This is a genomic window from Paenibacillus sp. FSL K6-2393, assembly GCF_038002545.1.
In the GTDB taxonomy this organism is placed as follows: Bacteria; Bacillota; Bacilli; order Paenibacillales; family Paenibacillaceae; genus Paenibacillus.
On the sequence record NZ_JBBOCU010000001.1, the window covers coordinates 871,956 to 897,017 of the forward strand.

7 protein-coding genes are annotated in these 25,062 nt (G+C 51.3%); all 7 read left to right on the forward strand.

Annotation, left to right across the window (positions count from 1 at the left end):
- Positions 1–307: 307 nt before the first annotated feature.
- On the forward strand, positions 308–1,144 hold the full coding sequence (gene cdaA / locus MHI14_RS03810) for a diadenylate cyclase CdaA (protein ID WP_289390448.1): 837 nt from the start codon (positions 308–310) through the stop codon (positions 1,142–1,144).
- A complete protein-coding gene (locus tag MHI14_RS03815) occupies positions 1,137–2,630 on the forward strand; it encodes a CdaR family protein (protein ID WP_341129900.1) in 1,494 nt (497 codons plus the stop codon). Before cdaA ends, MHI14_RS03815 begins: the two co-directional genes overlap by 8 nt.
- A 72-nt stretch (positions 2,631–2,702) precedes the next feature.
- Positions 2,703–4,043 carry a phosphoglucosamine mutase gene (gene glmM / locus MHI14_RS03820; protein ID WP_133387215.1) on the forward strand — a complete coding sequence of 447 codons (1,341 nt, stop codon included), beginning with the start codon at positions 2,703–2,705 and terminating at the stop codon, positions 4,041–4,043.
- A gap of 748 nt (positions 4,044–4,791) precedes the next feature.
- Positions 4,792–6,624, forward strand: coding sequence for a glutamine--fructose-6-phosphate transaminase (isomerizing) (gene glmS, locus MHI14_RS03825; RefSeq protein WP_076217241.1), 1,833 nt, complete (start codon positions 4,792–4,794; stop codon positions 6,622–6,624).
- 1,272 nt (positions 6,625–7,896) lie between these two features.
- The gene (gene ectB / locus MHI14_RS03830; RefSeq protein ID WP_133387214.1) at positions 7,897–9,180 is read left to right on the forward strand and encodes a diaminobutyrate--2-oxoglutarate transaminase; all 1,284 of its coding nucleotides are present in this window, start codon (positions 7,897–7,899) and stop codon (positions 9,178–9,180) included.
- Positions 9,181–9,617: 437 nt separating this feature from the next.
- Positions 9,618–9,740 (forward strand): hypothetical protein, encoded by a 123-nt coding sequence (locus MHI14_RS03835; protein ID WP_256332438.1) that lies wholly within the window; start codon positions 9,618–9,620, stop codon positions 9,738–9,740.
- Positions 9,741–9,869: 129 nt separating this feature from the next.
- Complete coding sequence (locus MHI14_RS03840; protein ID WP_341129901.1) at positions 9,870–24,917, forward strand: amino acid adenylation domain-containing protein; 15,048 nt, start codon at positions 9,870–9,872, stop codon at positions 24,915–24,917.
- The last annotated feature ends 145 nt before the right edge of the window (positions 24,918–25,062 follow it).

The window sequence follows — 25,062 nt, forward strand, 5'->3', positions numbered from 1 at the left end:
TAAAATCTTCAATGGTATATACCAAGCAGGGTACCTCCAGATTGCATGGGGTACTCTTTTTTTATACGCAAACTTTGTAATTCATGGTAAATGTGATGTTTATGTGCAGTTTGAGACTGCCGTAACTTGCAACCTGAACGTTAACGTTATAACCTAGATACTAAAGAGAACATACTACTACATATAGATACGCATTTTGCACAAATTGAATGATGCAGAAATGCGGAGACAAAGGATTATATAAAATCCTAATGGGTTAATATGAGATCAGGGTTTACTCATCAATGGGGATAGCGGGGGCTGGCTTATGAATTATTTTGCTGACTTAACGTGGACAGAGTCCATTAAGGACGTTATCGATATATTGATCGTTACCTATATTATGTACAAACTGATTTTGCTTGTGCGAGGGACACGTGCGGTTCAGCTCCTGAAAGGAATTCTGTTCCTTGTGCTGATCTGGGCATTAAGTACGTGGCTAAACCTGTATACGCTCAAATGGTTAATGAACCAGATGTTTACGTTTGGTGTTGTTGCGGTGTTCATTATCTTTCAGCCGGAACTGCGTCGTGGTCTGGAGCAATTGGGACGCGGTAAGCTGTTTGGACGTTCAGCGGCAGCGAGTGATGAAGAATTAACGGTTTTAATTGGTGAGATTATTAAGTCAGTTAATTATTTGTCACGGCGTAAAATTGGCGCATTGGTCGTATTTGAACGTGAAACGGGTCTGAACGATTACACGGAATCGGGCATTAAGATGCAATCTCTGGTCAGCTCGGAGCTGATGATTAACATCTTTATTCCAAATACACCGCTCCATGATGGAGCCGTTATTATACAGGGAAAACAGATTTCGGCGGCAGCTTGTTATTTGCCATTATCGGAGAATCCTTTTATCAGTAAGGAACTGGGAACACGTCACCGTGCAGCAATCGGGATTACCGAAGTTGCAGATGCGATCTGTTTGGTTGTCTCTGAGGAGACAGGACAAGTGTCACTTGCAATGAATGGACAGGTCGTTCGTGATATTAAGGAAGAATCGCTGATTGCCAAACTGTATGAGGAGTTGCGCCCTACATCCAATCTGAAAAAGAGTGGCTGGACAACCTTCTGGAAACGGAAGGGAGGACGTAACAATGGATAAGTGGTTTAACAATAATAACTTTGCCAAAATACTTGCGCTTGCGGTGAGCCTGCTGCTCTGGTTCATGATTCATCTGGATGAAGTACCAACCACCCCTACGATTACAACAGGGACAACCAACAAGGTTGTGGAACGTACGGTGCCTGTTCAACCTTATGGATTAGACAGCAACAGCTATGTGCTTACTTCATTAAGTACGGATGAGGTCCGGCTGGAGATCAAAGGACAGCGCTCGATGCTAACATCAATTTTTACGAATGACGATTACAAAGTACTGGTCGATCTGAGTCAGGTGAAAGATGGGTCCAATACACTGCCACTTGTACCTGATTTGCCTTCCGGGGTAGAAGTGGTCAGCATGGAACCTTCCATGGTTACGGTGAATGTAGAAAAATTGGGCACCAAATCCTTCAATGTGAATATTGTACCCGAAGGGGAACCATCCGCCGGATACAGCGCTGGAACGCCCGTAATTGAACCTTCGACGCCGGTTAAGGTAACTCTGCCCGAAGGACAACTCGAGGCTGTAGCGAAGGTTCAGGGCAGTGTGAGCGTGAAAGATGCCAAGGAAGATGTCATACAGAAAAAAGTGAAACTTCAAGCATACGATGCTGAAGGCAAGGTCCTTGAAAATGCGATTATAACGCCTCAAACGGTTGAAGTCCGAGTTCCGGTCAATCAGCCCTATACATCTGTACCCTTAAGAATCAAATATTCGGGACAGCTTCCGGAAGGCCTGGTACTCTCCACGGTAGAGCCAAGCGTGAAAGAAGTCTCGGTTTATGGATCAGAGGATGCGCTTGCGGGTATACAGGCCTACGACCAAGTAACCCTTGATCTTACACAGTTTGATCAGTCGGGTACATCGACAGTTAACGTGGACTTGACGCCGCCTTCCGGTTTTGAGAAAATCGAGCCTAGTTCGATTCAGATCAAGGTAACCATATCACCATTTGACGAGGCAGAGGAGACAACCAAAGTCTTTCCGAACGTCCCCATCACACTTACCGGTGCGGGGAATGGACTGGAAGGGACGCTGGTTACGCCTAGAAGCGGCGGTCTGAACCTTACACTCACAGGCTCAGCTAGTATGCTTGAGGGTCTAAGTAGTGATGATCTCACGTTGACCGGGGATCTCACTGGACTTGCGGTCGGAACGCATGAGATCAAGCTTGAAGCCGACCTGCCCCGTTATGCCAAACTGGATGAATCATCCAATGCTCTGAGTGCAACGGTCAAAATTAGCGAAAAGGCTGAAGACACCACAACTACTCCTAGCGAAGATCCGACTGAAGAGGGAACGGTAGCACCTGACCCTTCACCAGCCGAGGTCGAAAATGGGGAAACGGAGCCTGTTCCTGATGAAGAAGAAACGGAATCGAATACGGATACTCAGGATCAGGGTCAACAGGGGAGCACAAGCAGTCGAGGTAATTTAAATAATAATAACAGCGGTACTGGCAGTAAAAGTGGCGCGAATCCGTAAACGTTCTAATTTTAAAATTCTCAAAAAATAATAATAGTGCTCGTATATGATGCGAATAGAAGGAGTTAAATCATGGGGAAATATTTTGGTACAGACGGTGTAAGAGGGGTTGCCAATAAAGAGTTAACGGCAGAGCTGGCTTACAGCATTGGACGTTGTGGTGGTTACGTGCTTGCAGGTGGTGTGGAAAGACCAAAAGTGGTTATCGGCATGGATACTCGTATCTCGGGATTGATGTTGGAATCCGCACTGGTTGCAGGCCTGTTGTCCATTGGCGCTGATGTGATCCGTCTGGGCGTTGTATCCACTCCGGGAGTGGCGTATATTGCACGTTTGTTGAAAGCTGACGCGGGCGTGATGATCTCGGCTTCCCACAATCCGGTTGAGGATAACGGAATCAAGTTCTTTGGTGGAGATGGCTTCAAGCTGTCTGATGAAACAGAGAACCGGATTGAAGAACTGATGGATGCGGAGACAGATCAATTGCCACGGCCAGTTGGTGGCGGGCTGGGTACTGTAACGACAGATGAAGAATCCCGTTATCGTTACCTTGATTTCCTGAAAACGACTGTAAATGAATCGTTCTCTGGACTTAAAATTGTTTTGGACTGTGCAAACGGAGCAGCTTATGAACTGGCACCAAAATTGTTCAGTGAACTAGGTGCAGAAGTCATTGCCATTGGCGCTGAGCCTAACGGCCTGAATATTAATGAGCAATGTGGATCAACTCATCCAGAGAACCTGAAACAAGAAGTGCTCAAACATAAGGCAGATCTGGGTCTTGCTTTTGACGGGGATGCGGATCGTCTTATTGCTATTGATGAGACAGGCGCTGAGGTGGATGGAGACTTCATTCTGTGTATCTGCGGTGATGCGATGAATCGTGCAGGCAAGTTGAAGGACAGTACCGTTGTATCGACCGTTATGAGTAACATCGGATTCTACAAAGCAACGGAGAAACTTGCACTGAAAACAGCTAAAACGGCAGTAGGTGACCGTTATGTGATGGAGGAAATGCGTCGCGGCGGTTACAACTTGGGTGGAGAACAATCTGGCCATGTTATTTTCCTGGATTACAATACAACTGGAGACGGTATGCTGACTGCGATTCAACTCGTGGATACGCTCAAGGCTTCCGGTAAAAAACTGAGTGAACTAAAAGCGCTAATGACCCAGTACCCACAAGTATTGGTGAATGTGCGTGTTGAAGATAAGAGCAAATACGAGGGCAATGCTGCAATCGAGCAAGCTATTGCTACAGTAGAACAACAACTCGGTGATAATGGACGTGTACTCGTTCGTGCTTCAGGTACTGAATCTCTTATCCGTGTTATGGCGGAAGGACCAGATAAAAACGAACTTGAACAATTTGTGTCTCAAATCGCAGATGTAGTGCAAAAAGAACTGGTATAGGACTGGAAGATGTAAGAGATACCTTCTGCGTACGGTTCTCTTAAGGGAATTGTTGTTTAGAACGAGGCTTAATATAATATGATTTAGGACTTATGCATGGATATTCCTGCGTCCCGGCCTGATGAGACCATAGGTCCGTTTATCCGGTCGGGATTGTAGGTAAATATGCTAAAATTGTCACAGGTACTTTGCTCCATTGCAAAATGGACCTGACGTGCATATAATGAGTGGAGTCGTCATTCAGACACAGAAAGTGAGGAACGTAAGGTTACAGTTACACAAGCGCCAGAGCTTGGAGTTGCGCGGGATGATGTTGATCAGGATTTCTTCGGGTTGAAGAACGGCTGATTAAGATCAACGGCAATCAAGCTGACGAGGTGGAGGTGTTCGGATTGTTCGGCGGGGACCTCCCGGTGAAGCACCAGAGCCGTAAACCGGATTGCGGAAAATGGATAGGTGACTGTCCACACAACGCGCCGGTGCAGGTGCAAGAGTTAAATTAAAATTCAAATGAATGTGCGTGAAGAGCGTAAACAGTACGCGGACGGGAAAATGATGTACATTCATGATTGCATTCATAACAGCTTATGATGACTGCGGGGCGACACGAGGTCGCTCTGATCATTGATAATTGAATAAGTCCCAAGTATTCATGAAACGCTAGGCAATCACTCATTTTTCCGATATGCCGCCTCTGCCTGTTTCTCTTCGTGACACAGTATTCATATACAAACGGAGGAAATAAACTATGTGCGGTATTGTTGGATATATTGGTAATAAGAACACTCAATCGGTATTGGTCGAAGGATTGAAGAAACTCGAGTATCGTGGTTATGATTCTGCAGGTATCGCGGTATTTACACCGGAAGGTCTGCAAATCACGAAAGCTCTTGGTCGTCTTGCGAACCTTGAAGCCAAGCTGGATGGTGCACCTCTGGTAGGTAATGCCGGAATCGGACACACACGTTGGGCAACTCATGGTAAACCATCGGATGAGAACTCTCATCCACACACGGATGGAAGCCAGAAGTTCTCTGTTGTGCATAACGGTATTATTGAGAACTACCTGGATCTGAAGGACGAATTGATGGCTCAAGGTCACACGTTCACTTCCGAGACAGATACTGAGGTTATCTCTCACCTGATCGCACGTGAATACAATGGTGATATCGTCAAAACAGTACAAAAAGTGATCACGTTGTTGCGTGGCGCATTTGCACTGGGTGTATTGACAGAGCATGAGCCTGAGAAACTCGTAGCTGTGCGTCAAGCAAGCCCATTGATTATTGGTATTGGTGAAGGCGAGAACTTCATTGGTTCCGACATCCCTGCAATTCTGGAACATACACGTAACGTGTACATTCTGAATGATGGTGAAATGGCTGTTTTGACACATGATGCTGTCGAATTGATGACGATTGAAGGCAACTTTATTTCTCGGGAAATGATTCGTGTCGATTGGGATGCTGTAACCGCAGAAAAAGGCGGATTTGAGCACTTCATGCTGAAAGAAATTCATGAGCAACCAAAAGCATATCGTGATACTATGCTGGGTCGCATCGATAATGAAGGCAAAAAAGTTCAACTTCCTGAGTTGAAAATGACTGAAGAACAAATTAAAAATATCCGTAACGTTCAAATCATTGCATGTGGTACAGCGTACCATGCAGGTCTGGTTGGACGTACAGTGATTGAGCAATTGGTACGTATTCCGGTTGAAACAGATGTGGCTTCCGAGTACCGTTACCGTTCCCCAATCGTGCACAAAGATACACTTGTAATCGTAGTGAGCCAATCCGGTGAAACTGCCGATACGCTTGCTGCATTGCGTGAAGCACAATCCAATGGTGCACATGTACTGGCAATCACAAATGTAGTGGGTAGCTCCATTGCACGTGATGCAGATGATGTTATCGCAACATTGGCAGGTCCTGAGATTGCAGTAGCTTCTACCAAAGCGTATACTTCGCAGTTGATTGCTTTCAACTTGCTTGGTCTGTACCTTGCACAAGTTCGTGGTACTCAATCTGCAGAAGAGATTGCACACACGCTGGCAGCAATGCAAGCATTGCCTGAGCAAGTGGAATCCATGTTGGAGCAAGCGGAGGCAATCAAAGGGTATGCAGAGCAAATCTCCAAACATGAACATCTCTTCTTCATTGGTCGTGGTCTTGACTATGCAGTAGCTCAAGAAGGATCTTTGAAGCTGAAAGAGATTTCTTATATTCACTCCGAAGCGTATGCTGCGGGTGAGTTGAAACACGGTACGCTTGCATTGATCGAAGACGGTATCCCTGTTATTGCCCTGGCAACGCAGGAGAACGTACTTGAGAAAACAGTGAGCAACATTAAGGAAGTAAAAGCACGTGGCGCAGATGTATTGGCAATTACGTACGAAGAGCACGTAGCACCATTGCTGAAATCCGTAGACCAAGCGTTTGCGATTCCTAAGACGTTGCCACTGCTTAGCCCTGCTTTGTCTGTAGTTGCTCTGCAATTGCTGGCATACTATGCTTCCCTGGCACTGGGTCATGATGTGGATAAACCACGTAACCTGGCGAAAAGTGTAACGGTTGAGTAAGGTATTCTGTACAAATTAGTTTATTGTCCAATGATAAATAAGTATAGAACCATTAACAAAAGTATGGAACTACACGAACTAATGTCCAATGACATGGATAAATGGGTTAATCAATAGATTCAGTAAACTAATAAAGTATGAACAAAATAATGGTCCTGATGACTCTAAGTCGTCAGGACTTTTTTGATGTTTCAGGAGGGTGGTTCTGAATATTAGAACCATCTTATTTGTGTTTTTGCATTATAAATTGCGGTCATTCATTGAACGAAAATTCACCAGATTATAGAGTACCTTAGGAAGAGTATCTTTTTGTAATTCTCACATTTGAAATATTCTTCGTGCACGAATGGAATCAACTTCTTAAAGAGAGTCATGAACATTCGCAACTCGTAAGTGCCAATATATCCTCAAGCAGGATGCAGATCGGGCATATGAGATCATTTGAACAATAAAGAAAGGTGATTAAACGTGACTGGTACATCCTTCAGCGACTCACAAAATGGTATGCCAAGCAGCAACAATGCGCACGATGAAGGAGCTTATTGCGCGAAGTGAAATCATTGCCCGTTCAACTCGGATTCAGAACGCTATTGTAATCTTCATGTAAATGAGTGAAGACATCGGATAGTGTATAAGGGAAAACCTCACGTACGGTTTGATGAGGAGGAGCAGAGAAGAAGGCGTGATACAAAACTATGTCGGCTGCCATCCGTGCGGACGCTGTGGCCAGTTTCCAACCAGGCTTTCAGAAATTGGTCAGGTAATCATGTTAAGTTATTACAAAGTGCAAGGAATCGGAACACCGGCAAAAGAATATCTTAAGGGAATATATACCAAATTTACCTGTTCAATGGCTGAATGTCAACACTCGTCTAATTCCTCGATTGATGTCAAATCATTCCCAACGTTTCTTCTCCATTCACTTTTTTTAACGAAAAATGTTAACACATTATGTTTTAAGAACCAAATTTAACAATATAATGACTATATTTAACAAAAAATCACTATACATTCTTGTAAATTTTGATATAATTCAACCTAGGTCTTATTCCCTATTATTCTAATAAATGGAATTGTAGGGTTTTTTATACCCATCCAAGCTGTGTGCGAGAGACCAGTATACTGGCTAACCAACAAGCCGGCATGCGGGGACCAACAATTGTGGAAAATGACAGCCTAGAATATGTTGCTCCATGACGTCAGAAGGTTCAGAAAGGAAGGTTCAGAAAGATGGGGCCAACCTTATCCCAATTCCGATGGAGGATGAAGTGAGTGAGCATTTTTGAAAAGCTGGAATCCAACGTAAGATCTTACTGCAGAAGCTTTCCGGTGGTATTCGACCGGGCCAAGGGAGACCTTTTATATTCTGAGGACGGAAGAGCATATATTGATTTCTTTGCAGGTGCCGGGGCACTCAATTACGGCCATAACAACGATTATATTAAAGACCGGGTTCTCGATTACTTGACCTCCGACCGGATTATGCACGGTCTGGATATGTATACAATGGCCAAGCGTGAATTCATCCAGAGCTTCTCTGAGCGGATCCTGGAGCCAAAGAAGCTGAATTACAAGCTTCAATTCTGCGGTCCAACAGGGACGAATGCGGTGGAAGCGGCCCTGAAGCTCGCACGCAAGGCGAAGAAGAGAAGTGGAATATTCGCATTCATGGGTGGCTTCCACGGCATGTCGCTCGGCAGTCTGTCGGCGACAAGCTCCAAGTCTATGAGAGAAGGGGCGGGGCTTCCTCTGGACGGAGTTACGTTCATGCCGCACCCGAGCGGGGCTTTCGCAGAAATGGATACGCTCGGCTATATCGAGAATATCCTGACTGATTCGCACTCCGGAATCGACAAGCCGGCCGCGATCCTGCTTGAAACGGTACAAGCCGAAGGCGGAATTCACGTTGTCGACGTGCAGTGGCTACGCGAGCTGCAGCAGCTTTGCCGCAGGCACGATATTCTGCTCATTACAGACGAAATTCAAGTAGGATGCGGGCGGACAGGCGAATTCTTCTCCTTCGAACGAGCGGGGATTGAGCCGGATCTCATTACCCTGTCGAAGTCGATCAGCGGATACGGCCTGCCAATGTCCCTCCTGCTGCTGAAGCCCGAACTGGATATCTGGACACCGGGCGAGCACAACGGCACCTTCCGCGGCAACCAGCTGGCTTTTGTGGCCGCGAAGGCTGCTCTCGAGTACCGGGACAGAACCGAACTGGAAGCTCAGGTGAAACAGAAGGAAGAGTTTGTACGCTCGTTCCTTGATCAAGAAATCAAGCCTCTGCATCCGTCCATTGCCATCCGTGGACTCGGCCTGATCTGGGGCATTGACGTCTCGGGGTTCATGGATGAAGCCGGGGCGAAGCGGGTGACGGATATCAGCTTCGAGAACGGGCTCATCATTGAAAGAGCCGGTAGAGGAGACTGTGTACTGAAGATCATGCCTCCGCTGACCGTCTCGATGGAGCATCTGGCCGCCGGCTGCGACATTATCAAGTCCAGTATGCAGCAGGTGATCTCTCAGGAGACCAAGGATTTGCTAGTTACGACCTAAGCTTGTCCAAGCGGATGGCCGCCCCCGGCAAAAGGCACGAAAGTGCCTTCCGGAGGGCGTGCCGACTTGATGTTAAGGTAGCGCTTTCACCTAAGTGGAAGACTTTCTCCTCATGCTAGCTGCGGTAACGTCAATCAGCATGGAATTCTCCGCCAATCCAAGGGCAGTCCCGTTCATGCCATACGGAGCATTCCTTGAGTCTCATGCAGTACCCTCGTTAAATTTAATCGTCAGGAAAAGCTCACTACCCCGCAGCCGAATCTTTACTTATCCACACCAGGGCTGTGGGGGATAAGCAAATCGTACATAGAGTGTATCAACACCCCTTAAACATAGGCTTCGTCAAAGGTCGGGTGCCAAATCAGGAATTACGGTCGACTTCCTGCTGGACGGCCGGAACCCTGCGGCAAGCCTTACATCGACAGGAGGAACATTCCTTGTCGTTTATCCCCAAATCCAGTTCCGAACCCCATGTTAAACCAAATCCCGTCTTCGGGTGGCTCGTCCGCAGCAATCATATTGAAGCAGAGGAGTCCGAAGCAGCCGCATCTCTTGCGTAGAACGATGCTTGTTGTTGTCCTTTACGCATGGGAGCCGAGGGGGACAGCTGCTAGGCAGAGGATTGCCGCATGCGATCAACTGGGCAATCCAAGCAGTGACATGGCGCAAGCCATTGATATTGTTGTCAGATGTTTGAAAAGGAGATGAGCGAGGCTGGAGCGTTGCTTTGGCATATGCTCCGCCGGATTGCTTTTACCGATGAAGAGAGGGGAACGATCCAGATGGCTTTTGAAAAAGAAACGTTGTTTTGGAACGAAAAATTCGGTAGTGACGATTATACCTTGACGCGGTTGCCTTACAGCAAAGCTCCAAACTCCCTGGTGCCCAATGTGAAAACCGTTGGCGGTTCGCTTTCGGAGGAAGCGGCGCAGCGCGTCCTTCAAATGAGCAAGGGTGCTCCGCTGGCTGCTTTTATGATTTTGCTCGCTGGTGTTCAGGCACTCTTGCATAAATATACAGGAGCTTCAGACATTCTGGTCGGCATGCCGGTTGTGCCGAAAAAGGGGGAGACGCGTCGATCCGTTAATCATACGGTCATTTTGAAAAACTCGCTTTCGGTGGGGGCAACTTTTAAGACGCTGCTGAGCGAACTGAGGACTTCCTTGCCGGAAGCCATTCAGCATCAACATATTCCGTTCTTGAAAATGACGGAGAAGCTGGATCTGCAATATGCAGAAGGGATACCCTTCGTCCATACGCTAGTATCCCTTAAGGAGCTGCATCTGGACGAAATTGGGCAAAACGTGGTCACGGACTGTTCCTTTGAATTCAGTTTAACCGGCGGGACGATACAGCTAGCGCTGTCATATAACGAGCACTTATATGACTCCGAGTTCATGAATCGGGTCGTTGGCCATCTGAATCGCCTGCTGTCCGTGGGGCTTCATGAGTTGGAGCTGGACATCGTGCGAGCGGACATGCTGTCGGAGGACGAAAAATTTAAATTACTGCAAAGCTTTAACGATACCGAGAAGGACTATCCTCGTGATCGGACGATTCATCAGCTTGTGGAGGAGCAAGCGAAGCGTGTGCCCGAGGCGACGGCGGTAGTCTTTGAGGGGCAGCGTCTTTCATACGCAGAGTTGAACGAACGGGCGAACCAGCTGGCGCGTACGCTACGATCGGTCGGCGTGCTGCCTAATCAGTTGGTAGGCTTGATGGTCAGGAGATCGCTGGAGACGGTCATTGGAATTCTGGCGGTTCTGAAAGCTGGTGGTGCCTACGTGCCGATCGACCCGGAGTACCCGGAAGAACGTATCCGCTACATTCTTGAGAACTCAAACGCGCAGCTGCTGCTGACTCAAAGAGAGCTGTTACAGCAAGTCCCGTTCGAAGGGACCGTATTGGCACTAGATGACAAGCAATTCTATAGCGACGATGGTTCCAACCTGGAGGCGGCCAGCGGTCCAAACGATCTTGCTTATGTCATTTATACATCAGGTACAACGGGCAAACCCAAAGGGGTCATGCTGGAGCATCGTGGTTTGGTCAGCTTGAAGCTGATGTTCGCAGACAGGCTGGGCATCACGGAGCAAGACCGGATCGTTCAATTTGCGAGCTTGTCCTTCGACGCATCCTGCTGGGAAGTTTTCAAAGCACTCTATTTTGGCGCGGCTTTGTACATCCCGACGGCAGAGACAATTCTCGACACTCGTCTGTTCGAGAGTTATATGAACGAGCATGCGATTACGGCGGCGATTTTGCCTCCGACGTACAGCGCTCATTTGAACCCAGATCGTCTTCCCAGCTTAACAAAGCTTGTAACGGGAGGTTCGGCGGTATCAGCCGAATTCGTGCAGCAGTGGAAAGCGAAGGTTCACTATTTCAATGCTTACGGCCCTACCGAGGCTTCGATTGTTACGACGCTTTGGGATGCGGATGAGCAGCAGCCGGAGCGCAGAGTCATTCCGATTGGGCGCCCGCTGGCTAATCATCAGATTTTTATTTTGGATGCCCACCTGCAACTTGTGCCTCCGGGAGTGGACGGCGAGCTGTGCGTGGCAGGCGTGGGGCTTGCGAGAGGTTACCTGAACCAACCGGAGCTGACGGCAGAGAAGTTCGTGGAACATCCGTTTGCGCCGGGAGAACGCCTATACCGGACAGGAGATCTCGCCCGCTGGCTGCCGGACGGTAATATGGAGTACTTGGGCCGGATCGACCATCAGGTGAAAATCCGTGGATTCCGAATCGAGGTCGGTGAGATTGAAGAGCAACTTCTGAAGATCGACTCGGTGCAGGAGACGATTGTGATCGCGCGGGAAGGCAAAAGTGGGCAAGAACTGTGCGCTTACCTGGTCGCGAGCCTCCCTCTTACGCTCGGCGAGCTGAGAAGCGCGCTGGCGCAAAAATTGCCGAATTACATGATTCCGGCGCATTTTGTTCAGCTACCGCGGATGCCTCTCACGCCGAACGACAAAATCGATCGTAAGGCTTTGCCTGCCCCGGAAGGCAACGCACTGACCGGTGGCGCGTACGTAGCTCCCCGCAATGAAACTGAGCGAACGCTTGCTGATGTGTGGCAGGCGGTATTGAACGCCGATCGTGTTGGGGTAACGGATCATTTCTTTGAGCTGGGCGGAGACTCGATCAAGTCCATTCAAGTATCTTCGCGGCTTCATCAAGCCGGGTACAAGCTGGAAATCCGGGATTTATTCAAATATCCGACGATTTCACAGCTCAGCCTGCATGTTAAACCGATCAGACGTACCATCGATCAAGGCGAAATAACGGGTGAAACGGCTTTGACACCGATTCAGCATTGGTTTTTCGAGAGTTCCTTTGCGGACCCGCATCATTTCAACCAGTCGGTGATGTTTTATCGGAAGGAACGCTTCAACGAAGAGACAGTGTATCAGGTGCTGCAAAAGCTGGCCGAGCATCATGATGCCTTGCGCATGGTGTTCTGCAAGACGGAACAAGGGTTTAGTGCGTTAACCCGAGCGATTCAGAATGGTGGGCTGTTCACGCTGGACGTGTTCGACTTTAAGGATGCGGAGAATCCCACGCAGGTTGTGGAAGCGAAGGCAACGGGCATTCAAGCAGGCATCGATCTGGAGAACGGGCCCCTCATGAAGGCGGGACTGTTCCAGTGCGAGGACGGAGATCATTTGCTGCTCGCGGTTCATCATGCTGTGGTAGACGGAGTGTCTTGGCGCATTTTGATGGAGGATTTCGCTCTAGGTTACGAGCAGACTGGAAAAAGCGAGGAAATTCGTTTCCCGGCGAAAACAGATGCGTACCGCACTTGGTCCGAGCAGCTGGCTGCTTACGCGCAAAGTCCGGAGATAGCGAAGGAACGGGCCTATTGGCAGGCCGTGGAACAAATGGAGGTTCTGGCCGTGCCGAAGGATATGGAGGCGGACGTTACGACGCAGTATGACAGCGAATCGCTGTTTGTCCGTTTGACTCCTGAAGAAACGGAGCTGCTACTGAAGCGGGTTCACCGTGCCTACAACACCGAAATGAATGATATTTTGGTAACGGCGCTCGGAATAGCCTTACACAAATGGACGGGGCACGAACGGGTGCGGATCAATCTCGAAGGACACGGACGTGAATCGATCGGAACGGATATCGACATCACGCGTACAGTTGGCTGGTTTACGACCAAGTTTCCGGTCGTACTGGAGCCGGAAACCGACCGAGATTTGGCATATCAGATTAAACAGGTCAAGGAAAACTTGCGTCGCATTCCGAACAAGGGGCTTGGGTACGGTATATGTCGCTATCTCTCGAAATCGGAGGATGGATTGGTTTGGGGCGCAGAGCCAGAAATTAATTTTAACTACCTCGGTCAGTTCGACGATGATGTCAACCAAGACGAGATCGGCATATCTTCTTATTCCAGCGGCAGCCCGGCTAGCGACCGGCAGGCCCGCAGCTTTGTGCTGGATATCAACGGTATGGTGCTGGACGGCGCTTTATCGCTCGATCTCAGCTACAGCCAGAAACAGTATCGCAAGGAAACGATGGAAGCCTTCGCTCAGCAACTTGAGCACAGTCTCCGAGACCTCATTATCCACTGTGCAGGCAAAGAAAACACTGAATTGACGCCGAGCGACGTTCAATTTAAAGGCTTGACCATTGCAGAATTGGAGCATATCGCCCAGCGCTCGGGCCATCTCTCGGAAATCGAAAATATTTACTCACTTACGCCGATGCAGAAGGGAATGTGGTTCCACAGCGCGCTTGACCGGCAAACGTCAGCTTACTTTGAGCAGACGCGGTTTACGATGCGGGGAGCGCTCGACGTCCAGCTTTTTGAGAGGAGTTGGATGGAGCTTGCGAAACGTCATCTGGTGCTGCGGGCGAATTTTGTGAAAGGACCGGCGGGCGAGCCGTTGCAAATCATATACCGCGACAAGCCGGTGGGTTTTGAATATGAAGAGCTGCTTCATTTGCAGGTGGACGAGAAACAAGCTTACTTGGATAAAAAGGCCGAGGAGGACAAGCTTCGCGGCTTCGACATGGAACATGACGCGCTCGTTCGGTTCACGATCCTGCGCACCGAAGAGCAAAGCTATCATGTACTGTGGAGTTTCCAACATATTTTGATGGATGGCTGGTGCCTGGCTCAGCTGACACAGGAGCTGTTTGAGGCATACTCGGCCTTGACATCCGGCGAGCAGTCAGCGGGAGATAAGGGATCGGATTATGGGGCCTATATCGAATGGTTGGAGAAACAGGACGATCAGGCGGCATCAGCCTATTGGATGGGATTTCTGGCAGGTTATGAAGGGCAAACCATACTCCCGGGACAAAAGGAACTGGCGCCCAACGGCAGATTTACGGCTGATCACGTCACCGCCGAGCTGGGCAAGGACTTGAGCGAGCGGATGGACCGGGTGGCGAAACAGCGCCTGGTTACGGTCAATACACTGTTGCAAGCTATCTGGGGCGTGATGCTGCAAAAATATAATGGAACAAACGATGCCGTATTTGGCAGCGTCGTGGCCGGAAGACCGGTGGAAATCCCAGGCATTGAGTCCATGATCGGGTTGTTCATCAATACGGTGCCGGTCCGGGTCACGAGCGAAGCGGACACCGTGTTCGCCGACCTGATGGCGAAGCTTCAAGAGCGGGCGCTGGAGTCCGGGCGTTATGATTACTATCCGCTGTATGAAATTCAGGCCCGCAGCGTGCAAAAGCAGAACCTGATCAACCATATCATCGCTTTTGAGAACTATCCGGTGGACGAGCAGATGGAGCAGGCGGGGGACCAGCAGCACGGCGACCTGACGATTGCTGATGTTCAGATGGAGGAGCAGACAAACTATAACTTCAACGTCACCGTCGTGCCGGGAGACGAGATTGAAATTCGGTTCGACTTTAACGCCGAAGTGTTTGATAAAGATAGTATTGAGCGGCTCAAGGGGCATCTCGTTCATTTGCTGGAGCAGGTGGCGGATAACCCGGAAATTACCGTGGGCGAGCTGGAACTTGTGACGGAGGAGGAAAAGGCTGACCTTCTCGGACGTTTTAACGACACCACCACGGAATTTCCACGCGGGAAAACGCTTATTCAATTGTTCGAAGAGCAGGCGGCGCGCATCCCGGATGCAGTTGCCATCTCCTTGAATGGGCAAGAGCTGACCTACCGCGAGCTGAACGAACGCGTTAACCGTCTTGCTCATACCTTGCGTAGCCACGGGATATCCAAAGACCGTCTGGTAGCTATTATGGCTGAGCGTTCCATCGAAATGGTGGTGGGTATGCTGGCGGCACACAAAGCTGGTTCGGCTTACGTACCGATTGACCCGGAATATCCCGAGGAGCGTATCCGTTTCTTGATCGAGGATTCGGGTGCGCAGGTCATGCTGACGCAAAGCCGATTGCGCGAGCGTCTGGCGGGTTCGGACTCCGTGATTTTCCTGGATAACGAGTCCTTCTATCACGAGGACCGCACAAATCTAAATCCGGGCAACGAAGCGACAGATCTGGCTTGCATCATCTATACGTCAGGCACGACGGGCAAGCCAAAAGGCAACCTTGTTTCGCACCGCAATATCGTGCGGATCGTGCGAAATACGAATTATATCGACATCACTGAGCGGGACCATGTCCTCCAGCTTTCGAGCTATTCGTTCGACGGAGCGATTTTTGATATTTTCGGCGCTTTGACCAACGGGGCACGGCTGGTGCTGGTTCCCCACGAGACTTTGCTGGAGATCGGCCAGCTGGCGGATCTCATCCAGCGCGAGGGAATTTCGGTCATGCTGATTACGACGGCTTTCTTCAACGTCCTTGTGGATGTGAACGTCGACTGCCTGCGGGATGTCCGGGCGATTTTGTTCGGAGGAGAGCGCGTGTCGGTCGGCCATGTGCGTAAAGCGCTCGCTCATATCGGACCGGGCAGGCTCAACCACCTGTACGGCCCATCGGAAAGCACGGTTTATACCACGTACCTTCCAGTCGACTTTGTCGATGAGTCGGCGGTTACCGTACCCATCGGACGGCCGATCAGCAATACGACGGTGTATATCGTCGACAGCCAGAATAAACTTCTGCCGATCGGCGTGGCCGGGGAGCTTTGCGTCGGCGGAGAAGGCTTGGTAGGGGGCTACAATAACCGGCCGGAGCTGACGGCGGAGAAATTTGTGGACCATCCGTTTGTGCCGGGAGAGCGCATGTACCGGACAGGGGATTTGGCAAAATGGCTAACGGACGGCACGATTGAATACGTGGGGCGGACGGATGATCAAGTGAAAGTCCGCGGCTTCCGTATTGAGCTGGGCGAGATCGAAGCTCAGCTTCAGAAAGTGGAGGGAATTCGGAAAACGACGGTATTCGCGCGGGAAAACACCTCCGGAGAGAAGCAGCTTTGCGCCTATTATGAAGCGGATCGTGATCTTCCGGCGGCCGAGCTGAAGAGCGTGCTTTCCCAGGAACTTCCTGCCTATATGATCCCGGCTTACCTGATCCAGTTGGAGCGGCTCCCGCTGACAACGAACGGCAAAGTTGACCGCCGCTCCCTCCCGGCACCTGAGGATAGCTTGCAGCCGGGCGAAGGACGTACTCCGCCTCGGACTCCGTTGGAAGTGAGCTTGGCTGAAATATGGAAAAGCGTGCTCGGATTGGAACACATCGGAGTTCATGACAACTTCTTTGACTTGGGCGGCCATTCCCTGCGGGCAACGACACTGGTGAGTAAGGTGCATCAGGAGTTGAACGTCGAGCTGCCTCTGCGCGACGTATTCCGTTACTCAACGATCGAAGAGATGGCTCTCGCCCTCTCCCGGATTGAAGAGCAGTTGTTCTCGTCGATTCCACTGGCAGACGAAAGAGCGTATTATCCACTTTCCTCAGCTCAGAAGCGGCTGTTTATCCTGAATCAGCTGGAAGGAGCCGATCAGAGCTATAACATGCCGGGAGTGCTGTTGCTCGAAGGATCGATTGACCATAGCCTGCTGGAGAAAGCTTTCCGCGGATTGATCAAACGTCATGAAACGTTGCGAACCGGATTTGAGGTCGTGCAAGGCGAAGCGGTACAGCGTATTTACGAAAGCGTTGATTTTGCCGTCGAGTGCCGTCATGCGAACGAGGAAGAAGCGTCTGCAGTCGTGCAGGCTTTTATCCGACCTTTCGACTTGGCGAAGCCACCGTTGCTGCGTGCCGAGCTCGTAGAACTGGCAGCCGATCGTTATTTACTGATGTTTGACATGCATCATATCATCTCCGACGGGGTTTCGATGGACGTGTTCGTTGAGGAACTCGTTCGTCTGTATGGCGGTGAGTCATTAGAGCCTTTGCACATTCAGTACAAGGACTATGCGGTATGGCAGCAATCGGACGAGCAAAAAGTGCAATTGAAACGTGAGGAAGCTTACTGGCTGGACCGTTACCAGGGCGAGCTGCCGGTTCTGGAAATGCCAACGGACTATCCGCGTCCTGCTGTACAGAGCTATGAGGGACATACGCTGACGTCCTTCGTGGATGAGGCAACGAACGAAGGCTTGAAGCAGCTGGCCGCTCAAAGAGGAGCGACGCTATATATGGTGCTGCTTGCCGCATATACCGTGCTTTTGCATAAATACACAGGTCAGGATGATTTGATCGTTGGCACGTCAATTGCGGGCAGAACGCACGGCGACATGCAGCCTTTGATTGGAATGTTCGTCAACACGCTGGCGATCCGCAATTATCCGGCTTCGGAGAAGACCTTCTTGTCGTATTTGGAAGAAGTGAAAGAAACGACCTTAGGCGCTTACGAGCATCAGAATTATCCGTTCGAAGAACTCGTCGATAAAGTGCAGGTTAGCCGGGATTTGAGCCGCAACCCGCTGTTTGACACGATGTTCTCCCTGCAAAACCTGGAGGAGTCAGAGTTTGAGCTGGAAGGGCTGAAATTGTCCCCGTACCCTAGCGAATATGGTATGGCCAAGTTCGACCTGAGTATGGATGTTACGGAAGAAAATGGCGGGCTGGAGTGCAACTTTGAATTCGCAACGGCTCTTTATAAAGAAAGCACGATCCGGCGGCTGTCGATTCATTTTGGACATTTGCTTGCGGCGATCGTAAGCCGTCCAGATGCGAAGATTGCCGAGCTGGACTTGCTGACGGCAGAGGAAGAAGAACAAGTTCTCAGTGCGTTTAATCCAGCGCAGCTAGAAGCGGCTCCTGCGGCTACGTTCCACCGGCTGTTTGAGAAACAGGCGGAGAGCACTCCGGAAGCTGAAGCTGTCGTGTACGAAAACGATCGGCTGACCTACACGGAGCTGAATGAGCGGGCGAACCGCCTGTCGGCAACGCTGCGCGCAAGTGGAAGCGGCCGTGAGGAGATTGTTGGCATTCTCGCCGAGCGTTCGGTGGACCTGCTGGTGGCCGTGCTGGCCGTCTGGAAAGCGGGAGGGGCGTATGTACCGCTCGATCCTGATTATCCGGCAGACCGCGTGCGGTTCATGCTGGAAGACAGCGGAGCGAAGGTGCTGCTGACACAAACGCCGCTGCGAGAGCGTGCTGAAGCCTGGCTCGGCGAAGAGGAACTGGCACTGGCGACGGTGCTGTATCTCGACGAAGAAACGTCGTACAGCGAAGACCGGGAGAATGCAACGCTTAGCTCCAGCCTGGTTTCCGGTAAAGTCTCCGGCAAACTGACGGGGGCTGTGAACGGTGGTGGCGAAAGTCATCCAACTGATGCTGATGTTGTCGGTATGGACAGCTTCCATGAAGCCCGTCCTGAGGATTTGGCGTATGTCATCTACACATCGGGAACGACGGGCAAGCCTAAGGGTGTGATGATCGAGCATCGTAGCCTGGTGAACACGGCAGCGGGTTACCGACGGGAATACCGGTTGGATCAGTTCCCGGTAAGGCTGTTGCAGCTCGCCAGCTTCTCGTTTGACGTGTTCGTGGGTGATATCGCACGCACGTTGTATAACGGAGGCAACATGGTCATTGTACCGAAGGACGATCGGATTGATCCGTCTCGCCTGCACCACTGGATAGAGCGGGAGCAAGTGACAATTTTTGAATCAACACCAGCGCTGATCGTGCCGTTTATGGAGTACGTGCATGAGCAGGGGGGGGAATTAAGCGGTATGGAGCTATTGATCACAAGCTCGGATAGTTGCAGTGTGGCGGATTACCGCACCTTGCAGGAACGCTTCGCCTCGTTGTTCCGCATCATCAACGCCTACGGCGTGACGGAAGCAGCGATCGACTCTAGTTTCTATGACGAGGAGTTGGTGAAGCTGCCGCAGACAGGCCATGTGCCGATTGGCAAAGCGTGGTTGAATGCGAAGTTCTACATCGTGGATGCGTACCTGAACCCGGTGCCGGTCGGGGTGCTGGGCGAGCTGGTCATCGGCGGCGTTGGTGTAGCACGTGGGTACTTGAACCGTCCAGAGCTGACGGAAGAGAAGTTTGTAGACAGCCCGTTTGTCGCGGGCGAACGGCTGTACCGCACGGGAGACTTGGCGCGGTGGATGGAGGACGGCAACGTGGACTTCATCGGGCGGATAGATAACCAGGCAAAAATCCGGGGTTACCGGATCGAGACAGGTGAGATCGAGTCGCAGCTGTTGCGGGTGGAAGATGTGCGCGAAGCGGTGGTGCTGGTTCGAAGTGATGCGAACGGGCAGAAGGCGCTGTGTGCGTATTACACACCAGATACCGATGCGGAGCTGTTAGTGAACGATCTGCGCAGTGCGCTGGCGCAGGAGCTGCCGGGTTACATGATTCCGTCGTACTTCGTGGAGCTGGAGAGTCTGCCTCTGACACCGAACGGGAAAATAGACCGGAAGGCGCTGCCAGCGCCGGAAGGAGAAGCGGGAAGTGGAACGGAGTATGTCGCACCGCGGAATGAGCTGGAAATGAAGCTGGCGGTGATTTGGCAGGAAGTGCTGGGGCTTGCGAAGGAGATTGGTGTTCACGATAACTTCTTCGACATCGGCGGCCATTCCCTGCGGGCGACAACGTTGGTCAGCAAGATTCATAAAGAGTTGAACGTGGATTTGCCGCTGCGCGACGTGTTCCGCCATTCCACGATCGAGAGCATGGCGGCCGTCATTTACCGGCTGGATGAGCAGACATTCGTTGCTATTCCGGTGGCGGATGACCGAGAGGTATACCCGCAATCTTTTGCTCAAAAACGTCTCTTTATCCTGAACCAGCTGGAAGGTGCGGAGCTTAGCTACAACATGCCGGAAGCGATGCTGCTGAAGGGTGCTTTGGACCGGGCGAGGTTTGAAGAAACGTTCCGTAAGCTCGTGGCGCGGCATGAAATGTTGCGCACAGGGTTTGAAATGATGGATGGAGAAGCATCACAGCGGGTTTACCAGGACGTGAATTTTGCGGTGGAGTTCTATCAAGCGGATGAGCAAGAGGTCGAAGCGGTGGTTCACGGTTTCGTCCGTCCGTTTGACTTGGCTAAGCCACCGCTGTTGAGGGTAGGCCTTGTTGAGCTGGCTCCGGGACGCCATATTTTGATGTACGACATGCATCATATTATTTCTGACGGCGTTTCGATGGAAATCTTTGTTGAAGAATTCGTGCGCTTGTATGGTGGAGAGCCATTGGAGCCGCTGCGCATTCAGTACAAAGACTACACCGTTTGGCAGCATTCCCAGGAGCAGCAGGAACGGCTTCAGCATCAGGGGGCGTATTGGCTGGACATGTTCCAGGGCGAGCTTCCAGTGCTGGAAATGCCGACTGACTATCCACGTCCGGCTGTACAGAGCTATGAGGGTCAAACGCTGGAGTTTTTCTTTGACGCTTCAAAAACCGACGGCCTGAAACAGCTGGCTTCGGAAACGGGCACGACGCTGTTTATGGTGCTACTTGCGGCGTATAACGTACTTTTGCACAAATATTCAGGTCAGGAAGACGTGATCGTTGGTACGCCGATTGCCGGAAGGAATCATGGAGATGTGCAGCCGTTAATCGGGATTTTCCTAAACACGTTGGCGATTCGCAGTTATCCGTCTTCGGAGAGAACATTCCTGTCATATCTGAACGAAGTCAAAGAAACAACTCTGCACGCCTTTGAGCATCAAAACTATCCGTTTGAACAATTGGTTGACAAGGTGCAAGTCACCCGTGATTTAAGCCGTAATCCGCTCTTCGATACGATGTTTACGATGCAAAATACGGAGAACGAGCAACTTGAGCTGGAAGGGCTTCGCCTGATTCCTTACCCGAGCGTACTGGATACTGCGAAGTTTGATATCAGCTTGGATGTGGGCGAGGAAAACGGCGGGTTGGATTACAGCTTTGAATATGCGACGGCTCTTTACAAAAGGGAGACGATTGAACGGCTGGCAAAACATTATGAGCAGCTGCTCGTGACAATTGTAAACCGTCCAGATGCGAAGATTGCCGAGCTGAACTTGCTGACGGCAGAGGAAAAAGAACAAGTTCTCGGTGCGTTTAATCCAGCGCAGCTAGAACCGGCTCCTGTGGCGGCGTTCCACCAGCTGTTCGAGGAACAGGCGGAACGCACACCGGAAGCGGAAGCTGTCGTGTACGAGAATAACCGCCTAACGTATGTGGAGCTGAACGAGCGAGCGAACCGCTTGGCGGCTACGCTGCGCACAAGCGGCATCGGCCGGGAGTCAATCGTTGGCATTCTCGCCGAGCGTTCGGTGGACTTGCTGGTGGCTGTACTGGCCGTATGGAAAGCGGGCGGGGCCTATGTACCGCTCGACCCGGAATATCCAGTAGACCGGGTGCGGTTTATGCTCGAAGACAGCGGAGCGAAGGTACTGCTGACACAAACGCCGCTGAGAGAGCGTGCCGAAGCCTGGCTCGTCGAAGAGGAACTGGCACTGGCGGCGGTATTGTATCTCGATGACGAAACGTCATACAGCGAAGACCGAGCGAATGCACCAATGGACTTCGGACAAGGCTCCAACAGTGCTTCCGATCGAGTCTCCGGCGAGCTGACGGGTGCTGTGAACAGCGATGATCCGAGTCATCTGAAGGTTGCTGGCTTGGACAGCTTCCATGAAGCTCGTCCAGAGGATTTGGCCTACGTGATCTACACGTCAGGTACGACGGGTAAGCCGAAGGGTGTAATGATCGAGCATCGTAGTCTGGTGAACACGGCAGCGGGTTACCGACGGGAATACCGATTGGATCAGTTCCCGGTAAGGCTGTTGCAACTCGCTAGCTTCTCGTTTGACGTGTTCGTGGGTGATATCGCGCGGACGCTGTATAACGGAGGCACGATGGTGATTGTGCCTAAGGAAGACCGGATTGATCCGTCTCGTCTGCACCACTGGATGGAGCGGGAGCGGATCACCATCTTTGAATCGACGCCGGCACTGATCGTACCGTTTATGGAATATGTGCACGAACAGGGGCTGGATATAAGCGGGATGGAGCTGTTGATCACAAGCTCGGATAGTTGCAGCGTGGCGGATTACCGGACCTTGCAGGAACGTTTCGGCTCGTTGTTCCGCATCATTAACGCCTACGGCGTGACGGAAGCAGCAATCGACTCCAGCTTTTATGACGAGTTGTTGGCGAAACTGCCGCAGACAGGTCATGTGCCGATTGGCAAAGCGTGGCTGAATGCGAAATTCTACATCGTGGATGCACATCTGAACCCTGTGCCAGTCGGCGTGCTGGGCGAACTGGTTATCGGCGGAGTCGGCGTGGCGCGCGGGTACTTGAACCGTCCAGAGCTGACGGAAGAGAAGTTTGTAGACAGTCCTTTCACCGCTGGTGAGCGGATGTATCGCACGGGAGATTTGGCGCGGTGGATGGAAGACGGCAACGTGGACTTCATTGGCCGGATCGACAACCAGGCAAAAATCCGGGGTTACCGGATCGAGACGGGTGAGATTGAGTCGCAGCTGCTGCGGGTGGAAGGCGTGCGTGAAGCGGTAGTGCTGGTTCGAAGTGATGCGAACGGTCAGAAGGCGCTGTGTGCGTATTACACACCGGATACCAGTGCGGAGCTGTTGGTGAACGATCTGCGCAGTGCGCTGGCACAGGATCTGCCGGGTTACATGATCCCGTCGTACTTCGTGGAGCTGGAGCGCTTGCCTCTGACGCCGAACGGAAAGATGGACCGGAAGGCGCTGCCAGCGCCGGAAGGGGAAGCGGGAAGTGGAACGGAGTATGTCGCACCGCGCAATGAGCTGGAAATGAAGCTGGCGGTGATTTGGCAGGAGGTGCTGGGACTTGTGAAGGAGATTGGCGTTTACGACAACTTCTTCGACATCGGCGGCCACTCCCTGCGAGCGACGACACTAGCGGGCAAGGTATTTAAGGAACTAAACGTCAACCTCCCGCTGCGCGACGTATTCCGTCACTCCACGATTGCGGCGATGGCCGATGCGATTGCCCGGATGGAACGGCGGGAGCATGAGGCCATTCCTCAAGCGGAAGAGAGAGAGTACTACCCTCTGTCCTCCGCGCAGAAACGGCTGTTTATTCAGCACACGCTGGATGGAGCGGATCAACTTTACAACATGCCGGAACTGGTGCAGGTGGAAGGCAAGTTTGATTTAGACCGGTTGGAAGCCGCATTGCGGAAACTGATAACACGGCATGAATCGCTGCGCACCGGTTTTGAAATGGTGAAGGGCGAAGCGGTTCAGCGGATTTACCCGCAGGTCGATTTTGCTATTGAGCATCATCAAGCGGATACAGAGGATGCAGCTCAAGTTGAGCAGATCGTCCGCAACTTCGTTCGTCCGTTTGATCTCGGCAAGCCGCCGCTGCTGCGCGCCGGAGTCGTCGAACTGGAGCCGAACCGGTATATTCTCCTTTTCGATATGCACCATATTGTGTCGGACGGCGTATCGATGGCGATTGTGATGGATGAGTTCTCGAGTTTCTACGCCGGGGAAGAACTGCCGCCACTACGCATTCAATATAAGGATTATGCCGTTTGGCAGCAGTCGGAGGACCACCGAGAGCGGATCGGAAGGCAGGAAGCGTACTGGCTGCAAACCTTTGAAGGCGAGCTGCCGACGGGGGATCTGCCGATGGACTACGAACGTTCTACAGTTCGCAACTACGAAGGTGCGCATCTGGAGTTCGATGTCGATGCTTCTCTCTCTGCGCGACTGCGTGAATTGGCGGCCGAGCGTGAAAGCACGCTGTACATGGTACTGCTTGCGGCATATACCGTGATGCTGTCCAAGTACAGCGGGCAGGAAGACTTAATCGTGGGCACCCCGGTGGCGGGAAGAACTAACGCCGATTTGGAGCCGGTCATCGGCATGTTTGTTAATACACTGGCGCTCCGCAATCGTCCGTCAGGCGAAAAAACTTTCCTGTCCTACCTTGATGAAGTGAAGGAAACGGCGTTGGGAGCTTTTGAGAATCAGGATTATCCATTCGAGGAGCTCGTGGAGCGTTTGAATGTTAAGCGGGAGCCTGGCCGCTTCCCACTGTTTGATGCCGTTTTCGACTTGCAAAATATCGAAGAACGAGACGCCGAACTGGAAGGGGTCAGCCTGAAGAATTACGAGCTTGACCAACTGGAAGAAGCGAAGTTTGATCTGACGTTGTTTATGTATGAAAACGAAGGGGCGCTGAGCGGGGGCTTTTTCTACGCCACCAAACTGTTCAAAGAAACGATGATCCGCACCTTAACCGAGGATTACCTGTGGGTACTTTCTCAAATTGCGGAAAATCCACAACTTGAGCTAAGCCGGATTGAATGTCATAAACCGGCGGCAGGCGCAAAGAGTGCCGTCGATACGATCGAATTCGCGTTTTAATATTACAAGCGCGCTCCGCCGTCAAGCGAAAGTGGTGCGCATCCCAGGGAAGACGTCGAACAACTTGCAAGTCCGTAAATCAAGCCCGTAAATGCGCAGGCCGAAAGCAAGCTTTATCGGACCTGCGCCGGGGCATGCGGTCACT